The organism is Pseudoduganella sp. RAF19 (assembly GCF_052114165.1).
Taxonomy (GTDB): Bacteria; Pseudomonadota; Gammaproteobacteria; order Burkholderiales; family Burkholderiaceae_D; genus Rugamonas.
Genome location: NZ_JBFREF010000004.1, coordinates 305,009 through 317,585 on the forward strand (window position 1 = coordinate 305,009; position 12,577 = coordinate 317,585).

General features: G+C 60.2%; 13 protein-coding genes. 10 read left to right on the forward strand and 3 right to left on the reverse strand.

The annotated features are described in order from the left end of the window. Positions 1 to 117 precede the first annotated feature (117 nt). From recA to AB4Z19_RS12615, 8 genes are all read left to right on the forward strand, one after another. Positions 118 to 1,197 (forward strand): recombinase RecA, encoded by a 1,080-nt coding sequence (gene recA / locus AB4Z19_RS12580; RefSeq protein WP_442035361.1) that lies wholly within the window; start codon positions 118 to 120, stop codon positions 1,195 to 1,197. 94 nt (positions 1,198 to 1,291) lie between these two features. Continuing rightward, the gene (recX, locus tag AB4Z19_RS12585) at positions 1,292 to 1,750 is read left to right on the forward strand and encodes a recombination regulator RecX (RefSeq protein ID WP_442024240.1); all 459 of its coding nucleotides are present in this window, start codon (positions 1,292 to 1,294) and stop codon (positions 1,748 to 1,750) included. Positions 1,751 to 1,797: 47 nt separating this feature from the next. Further along, positions 1,798 to 3,387: a phosphoethanolamine transferase gene (locus AB4Z19_RS12590; protein WP_442024238.1), complete on the forward strand. Its 1,590-nt coding sequence runs from the start codon at positions 1,798 to 1,800 to the stop codon at positions 3,385 to 3,387. A gap of 128 nt (positions 3,388 to 3,515) precedes the next feature. After that, positions 3,516 to 4,079, forward strand: a complete 564-nt coding sequence (locus AB4Z19_RS12595) for a DUF2889 domain-containing protein (protein WP_442024236.1) — start codon at positions 3,516 to 3,518, stop codon at positions 4,077 to 4,079. Positions 4,080 to 4,142: 63 nt separating this feature from the next. Then, positions 4,143 to 5,309, forward strand: coding sequence for an ADP-forming succinate--CoA ligase subunit beta (gene sucC, locus AB4Z19_RS12600; RefSeq protein WP_442024234.1), 1,167 nt, complete (start codon positions 4,143 to 4,145; stop codon positions 5,307 to 5,309). A gap of 13 nt (positions 5,310 to 5,322) precedes the next feature. Then, on the forward strand, positions 5,323 to 6,204 hold the full coding sequence (sucD, locus tag AB4Z19_RS12605; protein WP_442024232.1) for a succinate--CoA ligase subunit alpha: 882 nt from the start codon (positions 5,323 to 5,325) through the stop codon (positions 6,202 to 6,204). Between the two features lie 61 nt (positions 6,205 to 6,265). After that, on the forward strand, positions 6,266 to 6,988 hold the full coding sequence (locus tag AB4Z19_RS12610; protein ID WP_442024230.1) for an FHA domain-containing protein: 723 nt from the start codon (positions 6,266 to 6,268) through the stop codon (positions 6,986 to 6,988). A 196-nt stretch (positions 6,989 to 7,184) separates the two neighbouring features. Beyond that, the gene (locus AB4Z19_RS12615) at positions 7,185 to 7,658 is read left to right on the forward strand and encodes a pilin (protein ID WP_442024228.1); all 474 of its coding nucleotides are present in this window, start codon (positions 7,185 to 7,187) and stop codon (positions 7,656 to 7,658) included. Between the two features lie 52 nt (positions 7,659 to 7,710). On the opposite strand, the gene AB4Z19_RS12620 is transcribed toward AB4Z19_RS12615, so the two are convergent. Beyond that, a complete protein-coding gene (locus tag AB4Z19_RS12620; RefSeq protein ID WP_442024226.1) occupies positions 7,711 to 8,406 on the reverse strand; it encodes a flagellar brake protein in 696 nt (231 codons plus the stop codon). 84 nt (positions 8,407 to 8,490) lie between these two features. Continuing rightward, entirely contained in the window at positions 8,491 to 9,720 is a 1,230-nt protein-coding gene (locus AB4Z19_RS12625; RefSeq protein WP_442024224.1) for an AGE family epimerase/isomerase, read from the reverse strand. Between the two features lie 82 nt (positions 9,721 to 9,802). Here AB4Z19_RS12625 and AB4Z19_RS12630 point away from each other — a divergent pair, with 82 nt between their 5' ends. Continuing rightward, a complete protein-coding gene (locus AB4Z19_RS12630) occupies positions 9,803 to 10,483 on the forward strand; it encodes an SOS response-associated peptidase (RefSeq protein WP_442024222.1) in 681 nt (226 codons plus the stop codon). Here AB4Z19_RS12630 and moaC read toward each other — a convergent pair. After that, positions 10,480 to 10,968, reverse strand: a complete 489-nt coding sequence (gene moaC, locus AB4Z19_RS12635; RefSeq protein ID WP_442024220.1) for a cyclic pyranopterin monophosphate synthase MoaC — start codon at positions 10,966 to 10,968, stop codon at positions 10,480 to 10,482. The genes AB4Z19_RS12630 and moaC overlap by 4 nt on opposite strands. Positions 10,969 to 11,002: 34 nt before the next feature. On the opposite strand from moaC, the gene AB4Z19_RS12640 reads away from it, so the two are divergent. Beyond that, positions 11,003 to 12,577 (forward strand): M48 family metallopeptidase, encoded by a 1,575-nt coding sequence (locus AB4Z19_RS12640; protein WP_442035362.1) that lies wholly within the window; start codon positions 11,003 to 11,005, stop codon positions 12,575 to 12,577.

The following is a 12,577-nucleotide window of genomic DNA, read 5'->3' on the forward strand; positions in this document are numbered from 1 at the left end:
GCTACTTTTTGATCCCCCTCAAAGATTTAAAAACAGTGCTTGTCAAAAGCACTGTTTTTTTATACAGTACCGTCTGTAGCGACTAATTGCGACCAACCAACTGCGCGAAAGAACATCATGGACGATAAAAAAGCTGTAATCCCCGCATCTGAAAAAGCCAAGGCGCTGGCCGCCGCGCTGGCACAGATTGAAAAGCAGTTCGGCAAGGGCTCCGTGATGCGCATGGACGCCTCGGCTCCGATCGAGGAAGTACAGACCGTGTCCACCGGCTCCCTGGGTCTGGACATCGCCCTGGGCGTAGGCGGCCTGCCGCGCGGCCGCGTGGTCGAGATCTACGGTCCGGAATCGTCCGGTAAAACCACCCTGACCCTGCAGGCCATCGCCGAAATGCAGAAAATGGGCGGCACCTGCGCCTTCATTGACGCGGAACACGCGCTGGACGTGGTCTACGCGCAGAAGCTGGGCGTGAACCTGCACGAGCTGCTGATCTCCCAGCCGGACACCGGCGAACAGGCCCTGGAAATCTGCGATGCGCTGGTGCGCTCAGGTTCCGTGGACCTGATCGTGGTCGACTCGGTCGCCGCGCTGACCCCGAAAGCGGAAATCGAAGGCGATATGGGTGACTCGCTGCCAGGCCTGCAGGCCCGTCTGATGTCGCAAGCGCTGCGCAAGCTGACCGGCACCATCAACCGCACCAACACTCTGGTCATCTTCATTAACCAGATCCGTATGAAGATCGGCGTGATGTTCGGCTCGCCGGAAACCACCACCGGCGGTAATGCACTGAAGTTCTACGCCTCCGTGCGCCTGGACATCCGCCGCACCGGCTCCATCAAGTCCGGCGACGAGGTGATCGGTAACGAAACCAAGGTCAAGGTCGTCAAGAACAAGATCGCGCCTCCGTTCAAGGAAGCCCACTTCGACATTCTGTATGGCGAAGGCACTTCCCGCGAAGGCGAAATCATCGATCTGGGCGTGGAAGCCAAGATCGTTGAGAAGTCCGGTTCGTGGTACAGCTACGAAGGCGAACGCATCGGCCAGGGCAAGGACAATGCCCGCCTGTTCCTGAAAGAGCGTCCAGCGCTGGCGCGCGAAATCGAGAACAAGGTCCGCGCAGCCCTCGGCGTGCGCGCACTGCCGGTCGTGAACGACGACGGCGAAGAAGTCGCCGCACCGAAGCTCAAAGCCGTCGAATAATCGCACAGCGGCGGGTCAATGACCCGCCCTACGCCATGCGTTGGACATGCCAACAATGTGTCGTAGGGCGGATCATCGATCCGCCGTTTTTGTTATGCCCCGCCCCCCCCTCTCTCTCAAAGCCCGCGCCTTGCGCCTGCTCTCGCAGCGCGAGCACAGCCGTCTGGAACTGTCGCGCAAACTCTCGCGCTATGCGGAAGAAGGCGACGACCTCGAAGCCCTGCTCAACTTCCTCGAACAAAACAAATGGCTCTCGCAAGAGCGCTTCTCTGAAAATCTCGTGCATCGCCGCAGCGCCCGCTACGGCAACAGCCGCATCGTCGCCGAGCTGCAAAGCCACGGCATCGAGGGCGAGATGCTGACCGGGATCAAGACCGAGCTGAAGGAAAACGAAGTCGAGCGCTGCTGCGAAGTCTGGCAGCGCAAATTCGGCGAAGTCGCCACCGATCCCGAAGGCCGCAACAAGCAAATGCGCTTCCTGCTGGCGCGCGGCTTCTCGCAAAAAGCCATCCGCACCGCCATGAAGGGCACGATGCCCGACGAAGATTACTAAGCACCCGTCATCGGCTACAATCGGCTTTTCCCTTCAGAAACAGCAACATGCGTAGCAATGTCCTGAAGGCGGGGCTCCTGGCCGGATGGCTATGGTTGCCCAGCCTTGTTGTGCTGACCACCGACCAGCTGGCATCCCCGCGCGATGCCATTGGATTGCTGGGCTTCTCGCTGTTCCTGCTGCTGTGCCCGCTGGTGCTGCTGCCCCGGCCGCGGCACTACTTCCTGGCGCTGACGCCATTCGCACTGCTGGCCGGCCCGTTCGCCTACCTGACCCTCGCCTATCACAGCGTCCCCGGTGATGCCCTGATTTCCGCCACATGGAATACCGAATGGGCGCAGACCCGGCAGGTGCTGGCCTCCTTCGGCTGGCTGGTGTGGTTGGTGCCGCTCAGCGTGCTCGCCTATGTGCTGCTGGCATTATCCATCGACCGCACATGGAAGCTTGGCGCTGAAGCACGCAAGCGTCTGTTCGCCGGCTTGCTGATGGCGGCCATGCTGGCCATGGTCACGCGTGTGACCTTGTCGCAGCAATTGCGCCTGCCGCCTTTCTTCGAGCACGCGACGGCCAATCTGGCATTTCCCAGTGGCCTGGCAATGTCGCTGACCCGTATGTATCACCAGCAAAACAAAACGGCCAGCTTTGCCAGCGTGCACGGCCGCCCGGCTGCGCCGTCCCAGCCGGTACTGGTTGTTTTCGCGCTTGGCGAAAGCCTGCGCTATGACCACTTGCAGCTGAACGGCTACAAGCGGCCAACGACGCCTAATCTTGCCGCGTTGGGGCCGGACCTGCTGTCCTTCAGCGATGTCGCATCGACCGCTAACTGGACCAATGCCGCGGTGCCGAACATCGTTGCGCGCCATATCGGCAAGCAGGAAGCGACGCTGGTGAAGACCTTCCGTGAAGCCGGTTTCCAGACCGCCTGGATATCCAATCAGGAACGCTCCCCGTATGCGCGCGATGCCAATGTTGTGGAGCAGGGTCACGACGCTCAGGATTTCCATCTGCGCACCGACGCCAATCTGCTGCCCATGTTCAGCTCCTTCGTGCGCCAGGCCGGGCCTCGGCAGTTTGTGCTGCTCCATATGATCGGCAGCCATATCCCTTATGAAGAACGGTATGGCGCCGATTCGCGGGTGTTCACGCCGACCTTGAGTGACCTGGGCATCAACGCGCCGCAGCCCGCCGACCGCGAAGCGACGGTGAACTCGTACGACAACACGGTGATCGAAGCCGACAAATTCCTGTCGCGCGTGATCGCCACGCTGTCGCAGGAGACGCGCCCGGCCATTCTGCTGTTCACCTCCGACCATGGCGAAAACCTGTTCGACGACAAGCGCGGCCTGTTTATGCACACGCAGCATCCGGCCACACGTTTTGACACCCATGTGCCGATGCTGGTCTGGATGAACGCCGCTTATCGCGAGTCCCATCCGCAAATTGCCGCGGCGCTGCAAGCCAATCGCGATCGCAAAATCACGCACACCCAAATCTTCCCATCACTGCTGGAAATAGCAGATATAGACTGGGATGGCCGCGATTCGCGCGAAAGCTTCGCTTCACCTTCCTTCACGGAAGGGCCGCGCAAGGTGCTGGTGGACCTGCAGACCACAGCGGACTACGAAACCCTGAAATAGCCGTGTTGCGGCGCGGTGTGCTACACTTTTAGGGTTTTATGCAGCACCGCGGGTGCGGTGGTTGTCCGTAGAAGCTGCGGCGTACATTAGCTGCTTATTAATTTGGCCACGAAAGTGGCATCGGTCTTATGTCCTTGTCAAATCCAGTCTCCCGACGTGCGCTGAGACATACGCGCGCCATAGACATCAAAGCGTTCGCCCGCGAAGATGGCCTATGGGATCTTGACGCTCATATAACGGACATCAAATCCATTGATACCATGCTGGCATCGGGCCCCCGCAAAGGCGGAGAAGCCCTGCACGACCTCTGGCTGCGTATCACTGTCGATAAGCAGCTGACTATTGTGGACGCTGAAGCTGTCTCGGATGCAGTTCCTTACCCCGGCCGTTGTAACACCATCGGTTCCGCCTATAAAACCCTCGTCGGCCTCAATCTGATGAAGGGATTCCGCAACGAAGTGAAGCAACGCCTTGCTGGTGTTTTGGGCTGCACGCATCTGACCGAACTGGCTCAGATCCTGCCCACGGCTGCCATTCAGGCCTTCGCCAACGACGTATGGCCGGTGCGTGAACGCTCCGAGCATCATGAAAAGCCGTTCCAACTTGATAAGTGCCACGCCCTGAAGACCGATGGCGAGGCAGTTGCCGAGTTTTACCCGCGCTGGTTTGTCCAAAAGGCAGACGCAGCCTAGGTGCTGTCCAAACTAACATAAACCGTATTCATACACACATCTGTATCAGAAGGGAAAGCCAGCATGAAAATCCATGAGTATCAAGGCAAAGAGATCCTCCGAAAGTTCGGAGTGACCGTACCGCGCGGCATCCCGTGCATGTCCGTGGACGAGGCAGTGAAAGCTGCTGAAACCCTGGGCGGCCCGGTTTGGGTCGTGAAGGCACAGATCCATGCTGGTGGCCGTGGTAAAGGCGGCGGCGTGAAAGTAGCCAAGTCGCTGGAGCAGGTAAAAGAATACGCAAACCAGATCATGGGCATGCAGCTGATCACCCACCAGACCAGCCCTGAAGGCCAGAAGGTACGTCGCCTGCTGATCGAAGAAGGCGCGGACATCAAGAAAGAACTGTACGTATCCCTGGTGACCGACCGTGTCACCCAGAAGGTTGTGCTGATGGCTTCCTCCGAAGGCGGTATGGACATCGAAGAAGTTGCCGAGTCCCACCCGGAGAAGATCCACTCGATCGCTATCGATCCAGCCGTGGGCCTGACCGACGCTGAAGCCGCTGGCATCGCTGCCAAGATCGGCGTGCCGGAAGGTTCGATCGCCGACGCCGTCGCCAACCTGAAGGGCCTGTACCAGGCTTACTGGGAAACCGACGCCTCCCTGGCTGAAATCAACCCGCTGATCCTGACCGGCTCCGGCAAGGTCATCGCGCTGGACGCCAAGTTCAACTTCGACGCCAACGCCCTGTTCCGTCACCCGGAAATCGTGGCTTACCGCGACCTGGACGAAGAAGATCCAGCTGAAGTGGAAGCTTCCAAGTTCGACCTGGCCTACATCTCCCTGGACGGCAACATCGGCTGCCTGGTGAACGGCGCCGGTCTGGCCATGGCAACCATGGACACCATCAAGCTGTTCGGCGGCGAGCCGGCCAACTTCCTGGACGTGGGCGGCGGTGCCACCACCGAGAAAGTGACCGAAGCCTTCAAGCTGATGCTGAAGAATCCGGAACTGAAAGCCATCCTGGTGAACATCTTCGGCGGCATCATGCGCTGCGACGTGATCGCTGAAGGCGTGATCGCCGGCGCCAAGGCCGTGTCCCTGGCCGTACCGCTGGTGGTGCGCATGAAGGGCACCAACGAAGACCTGGGCAAGAAGATGCTGGCCGAATCCGGCCTGCCGATCATCGCCGCTGACACCATGGAAGAAGCAGCCAAGGCCGTTGTTGCTGCCGCTGCCGGTAAATAATTAAGGAATCACTATGTCTATCCTGATCAACAAAGACACCAAAGTCATCACCCAGGGCATCACCGGCAAGACCGGCCAGTTCCACACCCGCATGTGCCGCGACTACGCGAACGGCAAGAACGCCTTCGTAGCTGGCGTGAATCCGAAGAAAGCCGGCGAAGATTTCGAAGGCATCCCAATCTACGCCTCCGTGAAGGAAGCGAAGTCCGAGACCGGTGCGACCGTGTCCGTGATCTACGTTCCACCAGCAGGCGCTGCTGCGGCAATCTGGGAAGCTGTTGAAGCTGACCTGGACCTGGCAATCTGCATCACCGAAGGCATCCCAGTCCGCGACATGATGGAAGTTAAGGATCGCATGGCTAAAGCCGGTTCCAAGACCCTGCTGCTGGGCCCGAACTGCCCAGGCCTGATCACTCCTGACGAAATCAAGATCGGCATCATGCCTGGTCACATCCACCGTAAGGGCCGCATCGGCGTGGTTTCCCGCTCCGGCACCCTGACCTATGAAGCGGTGGCTCAGCTGACCGCCCTGGGCCTGGGCCAGTCTTCGGCAGTGGGTATCGGCGGCGACCCGATCAACGGCCTGAAGCACATCGACGTGATGCGCATGTTCAACGAAGATCCTGACACCGACGCTGTGATCATGATCGGCGAAATCGGCGGTCCTGACGAAGCCAACGCAGCCCGTTGGATCAAGGACAACATGAAGAAGCCAGTGGTAGGCTTCATCGCTGGTGTGACCGCTCCTCCGGGCAAGCGCATGGGCCACGCCGGTGCACTGATCTCCGGCGGCGCCGACACCGCGCAAGCCAAACTGGAAATCATGGAAGCCTGCGGCATCACCGTGACCAAGAACCCGTCCGAGATGGCACGCCTGCTGAAGGCAATGCTGTAATCGTTTCGGTATGATGACGGGGAGCTGCGGCTCCCCGTTTTTGTTTGTTTGGAGGATTTGATTGGCCAAATTAGTCATCACTCGTGAAGGCATCGTGGAGCAGACGGTCCAGCTCAGTAAAGAGCGCATGACTTTCGGCCGCCATCGCCATAACGATATCGTGCTGAACCATCCTGCCGTGAGCGGGGAGCACGCGGTGATTACGACTATTCTGGACGATTCCTTCCTCGAAGATTTGCACAGCACCAACGGTACATTTGTTAACGGCCTGCGCATCGGCAAGCACTTCCTGCAAAACAAGGACGTGATCAAGATGGCAAAGTACCACCTCGAATTCATTCAGGACGGCATCCGACCGCTTGCTGCCGCTGCGGCCGCCGGACCGTCCACCATCATGCCGGGCGTGCGCCCGGCGCCGGCGACATCTGTTACGCCTGCCGCTGCTGCAGTTTATGGCAGCGGCGCCAGCCCTGGCGCGGCCTCTGCTGCGGCGATGGACGCCGCTGCGGGGGAGGTTGGCCTGCCGCTTGGCCGCATCGAACTCCTGAACGGCCCGAATGTTGGCAAATCGCTCACTCTGACCAAACCGGCCACCAGCCTGGGCCGTCCTGGCGTCCAGGTCGTGGTAATCGCCCGCGCGGCGGACGGCTACACGGCAGCTCACGTCGAAGGCGAACAAGCGCCACTATTAAATGACACACCTCTTGGCCGCGTGGCCAAGCGCCTGGCCGACGGCGATGTGCTCGACCTCGGCGGTACCCGCATGAGTTTCCGTACGGCATGACGAAAATTGTCACGTGGAAACGCTACTACTGACAAAATTCGACAGCGCCCTGACAAATCTCGACAGTGGTGTCGACAAATTTTGACAGTTTACGGTCCAAAAACCCTCATTTTGCTTAAAAAATAGGCTGGCACGCCGATTGCTCTTATCCCTGTGTCCCACCCAATTTTTAGTTTCTTTACTGAGGAGCAGCAAAATGAAATCCATGAAAATGATGAAGCAACAAGCTCAAGCCGGCTTCACCCTGATCGAACTGATGATCGTTGTTGCAATTATCGGTATCCTGGCAGCAGTTGCTATCCCTGCATACTCGGACTACACCGCTAAAGCAAAAATCGCTAACGCAATCTCCGCAGCAGACTCGCTGAAGACCGCAGTAGCGCTGTGCGCACAGGAAGCCGGCGGTGACCTGACCAACTGCTCCAACGGCAGCGGCGGCATTCCAGCAGCTAACCTGTTCCTCGCAACCAAAGAAGTTAAAGCCGGTGCTACTGTTGCTGGCGGCACGATCACCCTGATGCTGCAAGACGGTATCTCCACCGACGCAAACGGCAAAAAAATCACCTTTGCCCCTGTGCTGACCGCTGGCGACAGCTCGATGAAGTGGACCGCTGGTACCGACATCACCAACACCACCCTGTCAACCGCTATCACCAAGAACAATCCGTAATAGCTAGTTGAACCCAAAAAAAACCGGGCTTCGGCCCGGTTTTTTTATTTGTTCAAACGATTTTTTGTCGATCTGCGAGCAGGGCCTCGTAAGTGAGGTTCTGCAGCATGGTGAAGTGGACCGGATCGAGGTTCGAGAACTGCACGCCGTAGCTGAACACTTCTTCCGTCCCGCTAGGTGAAGCGGCGACGCTCACGTTGCGCACCAGGGCCTGCGTGTTCACGCGCACCTGGTGTTGTCCCGGCGCTGAGAGCAAAGTGAAATCGAGGCCGACGGTTTCAGTCTCGCGTGCGAGCGGCTGGGTCGATTCAATCAAAGCACCCGAAACGCTCAGGTTGGTCAGGAAGACCGAGGCCTGCATGCCATCCGCCCGCGTCAGCTGAGCCGGAATTTCCACCTTCACGCGCATCGCCGTACGCAAGCTCGTGCCCTGGATATTGGCCGGGAAGGTCACGTGTGCATACAGCAGCGGACGCTGAAACACGCGCAGCACCACAGTCGAAAACGCGCACACATTCACGCCTGAAAACACGCGAACGGTCAGTTTATCCCCTTCCAGTAGCGCAATTGGCGCCCCATTTTCCATGGGGATCTTGACGATCATGTACTCGTCGCGGACCCAGCCGATGACGGTAGAGAAGTGCTGGATCGGGCGCAGCGTGCGGTGGGTCAGGAGCTGGATTCGCCCTCCCACCTGCAGGTTCATCTGTTCAAATTCGTATTCCTGCGTCTTCGCCTCGCTCGCCATGCCTTTGGGTCCCGTTTGGTTGTTGAGCAACTTGCACGATTATACATTGTCACGGAATAAATAGTTCTAAGTGGAACTAAATATTCATTGCGTGGATGCCATGGACAACGCTGTCACGTCCAGTCCAACCAAATGATAAGGTTCCGGCTGCAAATCGCCGCACAATCCGTCATCGCAAGTGCGCTTCGCGCCGAGGCGCCAGCCGCCGTGGTCGCGGTCCAGCATTTCGTGATCGACCAGCTCCAGCGTTTGCTGGTAGCGCCGCGCCATTTCGGGACGCTGGCCCACAGCCATGAAAGCGCGCATCGCCTCCGCCTGTTGCCACCAGTATTTGTGGCGGTCCACCGAGCCGTCGGGGAAGATGCGATTGAAGATGCCGCCGCTGGCTTCGTCATACCCGTTGGCGATGGCGTACTTCAGCAAACGGTCGCCCACATCCGCAAACATGGGTGGCAAGCCGCGCCGTTCCGCCGTGCGCAGCAGATGGCTCCATTCGAACTGGTGGCCAATGTCGATATAGGCGCCCTGGTCGGCGGTCGCGAGCGGCTTCCATTGCGCGTCATACCATTCGGGGATATAAGCGCCACCGCCGGGCAAACCGACCATCAGTTTGTACAGGACGAAGTTGCCGACGCTGCGCGCGTCTTCCAGTGCGCCTGGGTCGCCGGTGGCCTCGACCAGGGCCAGCAGGGCTTCGAACATATGCATCACCGGATTCTGCGTGCGCAGGCCGGAGGCGGGCGCAAAGTCGCGGCTGGCATTGGCGACGAAGCCGCCATCCGCATCCCGTAGTTTGCTGCGGATGTCGCGCCAGGCCGTCAGCGCGGCCTGCTTGTAGCGCTCATCGCCGGTCACGCGCGCCATGTGCGAAAGCGCCAACACGGCGAAGGCGTGGCTGTAGGTGTTCTTGCTGTTGTCGACCACTTTGCCGGCCGCATCCACGTGCTGATAAAAGCCGCCGTACTGCGGATCGCGGAAATACTGCAGCATGAAGTCCGCGCCGCGCCTTGCCGCATCTGCGTAGCGCTGATCGCCCGTGGCTTCGTAGCCGACGATCATGGCGTACACCACGCGGCTATGTATTGTCAGATCGCCGCTGGCGCCTTTTTGCGGCTGCCAGTTGCGGTTGAACTGGCCCAGCATCAAGCCTGATGGCGTGGGCGCCACGGCTACCCAGCGGGCGAGGTGAGCATTGAGATCCTTGCGATGCCAGTCCGCGTTCACAAACTGCCCGTCCTCGCGCTCGCAGCCCGCCAGCGCCATCAGCAGCGCAGAGGAAAGGAGTAAACGCAGGGCCGTCGCCTTGGATGTCATCTGTCCATGCTATCCCGAAAGCTGACGTTGTCACAAGTATAATTCGAGGGCGACCTCAGCGGTTGTTGTACGATAGCTGCCCATGTGCACCAACTACCGACCCACCTCCCGCGATCTCGTTGCCGAGATGATGCAGCTCGATATGCTGGCGTCTGAGGACTGGCCGGACGAGACTTGGAAGGACTATGCGGCACCCATCATTCGGCGCGGCAGCAGCGGCAAGGCCGAATGTCTGGTCGCGTCTTACGGCATGGTACCGCGCCGGCATATTCCGCCTGGCGTAAAGCCTTGGGACACCATGAATGCGCGTACCGAAACCGTCGGCGAGCTGCGTTCATTCTCGCAGGCCTGGCACGACAGCCAGGTCTGCCTGGTGCCGATGAATCATTTCTATGAACCGAATTACGAGTCGGGCAAAGCAGTGCGCTGGGGGATAGGCATGGCCGATGAGCGTGCCTTTGCGGTAGCCGGACTGTGGCGGCGCTGGATCGAGGCGGACGGCAGCTCAAGCTACTCCTTCACCCAGCTGACCATCAACGCCGACCATCACCGCCTGATGAAGCGCTTCCACAAGGACGGTGACGAAAAGCGCTCCCTGGTCATCATCCCGCCCGAGCATTACGAAGACTGGCTCGGCTGCCGCAACCCCGAACACGCGCGCGCCTTCCTCAACCACTACCCGGTGAGCCGCATGCGCGCCTGGGAAGAGCCGCTGGCGCCGCGGCAGAAAGTGGATACTTCCCAGTTGGATCTGTGGGCTTAGTCAGCCTTCCAGTCGCCGGACTTGCCGCCGGCCTTCTCCACCACGCGGATATTGTTCATGACCATGCCGCGGTCGACAGCCTTGCACATGTCGTAAATGGTCAGCAGGCCGACTTGCACGGCTGTCAATGCTTCCATTTCGACACCGGTCTTGCCATAGGTTTCGACCTGAGCGCGGCAGTGGATGGTGGACGAGGCTTCGTCGGACTCGAAATCCACTGTCACGCGGGTCAGCGCCAGCGGGTGGCAGAGGGGTATCAGGTCGCTGGTGCGCTTGGCGGCCATGATGCCGGCCAGGCGCGCAATGCCCAGTACGTCCCCCTTCTTGGCGCTTCCCGTTAGAATGATGGCCAGCGTTGCAGCTTGCATGCGAATGCTGCCTGCGGCGACGGCGACGCGGTGGGTTTCCGCCTTGGCGCCGACATCGACCATGTGGGCTTGTCCGGAGGCGTCGAAATGGGTAAGTTCTGGATTCTTGTTGGTCATCGTGTCACTCTGATTGAACGGGTATGATAGCACTGTGAATGCACATCGTTTTCCCCGCCGCCTGCTGGCGGCCCTGCTGTCGTCGCTGCTGATTACGGCGCCGAATGGGCAGGCGCAGTCTGCAACGACTACCCCCAACCTGCCCACCCTAGGCGACGCGTCGCGCGAGGATCTGTCGCCCGTGATGGAACAGCGCCTGGGCGAAGAAATCATGAACGACATCCGGCGTGACCGCGATTATCTCGACGATCCGCCCATCATCGAATACCTGAACAACCTGGGGCAGACGCTGGTCGCGGCGCGTCCCGGCGCGCGCGGCGATGCCAACTACAGCTACTTCTTCTTCGTGGTGCGCGATCCGATGCTGAACGCGTTCGCGCTGCCAGGCGGGAATATCGGCGTGCACTCGTCGCTGCTGCTGGCGGCGCAGACCGAATCCGAACTGGCGTCAGTGCTGTCGCACGAAATCGGCCACGTGGCGCAGCGCCACATTGCGCGCCAGATCGGCGCACAGAAAACCGATGCGCTGATTCCGCTGGCGGCGATGATTCTCGCCGCGCTGGCATCGAAGGCCAGCAGTGACGCGGCGATCGGCGTGTTCATGGGCGGGCAGGGCCTGGCCATCCAGCGCCAGCTGAATTTCAGCCGCGATGCGGAACGCGAAGCGGACCGTGTGGGCTTCCAGATCATGGGCGAAGCGGGCTATGACGTGAGTGGCATGGTGGGCTTCTTCCAGCGCCTGCAGCAGACCACGCGCAACTACAGTGACATCGTGCCGGCGTGGCTACAGACCCACCCGCTGACCACGGAGCGTATCGCCGATATCCAGGCACGCATCCGCGAAACGCCTTTCCGTCCGCGCGTGGATGGCACGGACTTCTTCCTGGTGCGCTCGCGCGCCCGCGTGCTGCAGGATGAGAGCGAAAAAGGCCTGGCCGAATCAAAGGCATTCTTCCAGACGCAGACGGAAGCGCCGGGCCGCCAGCAAGTCGCGGCCGGCCAGTACGGCCTGTCGATGGTCGCAATGCGCCAGCACGATTACGCGGGCGCCCAGCAATGGTTGGACAAGGCGCGCGCCACCCTCGACAAGGCGCCCACCGCCGGGGCTTTCAGTTCTCCCATGCCGCGCGGCCAGACCGATACCGAACTGGCCTTCCTGTCGTTGGAAATCAAGCTGGCGCAGGAAGACAATCCGAAAGTGATTGCGGCGGCGGTCAAGGAGGCGGAGGCGGCGCATGCGCGCTATCCGCTGTCGCGCGGCCTGGCCTGGCAGTATGCGGACGCGATGATTAAAGGCGGCAAGTCGGACGAGGCGGCACTATTCCTGCGCGATCAGCTGCAGATGTACCGCAGCGAGCCGGAGCTGTATGACTTCCTGGCGCAGGCGTATTCGAAGCAGGGTAAGATCGCGCTGCAGCACATTGCGCTGGCCGAGTCCTATGTGCTGCAAGGCGGCACCATGGCGGCACTGGATCAGCTCGGTCTGGCGCGCAAGGCGCCTGATGCGACCTACTACGACCAGTCGGTGATCGATGGCCGCGAGCGCGAACTGCAGGCCAAGCGCCGCGAGATGCTGGGCGATAAGAAGAAGGACAAGGATAAGGATTAA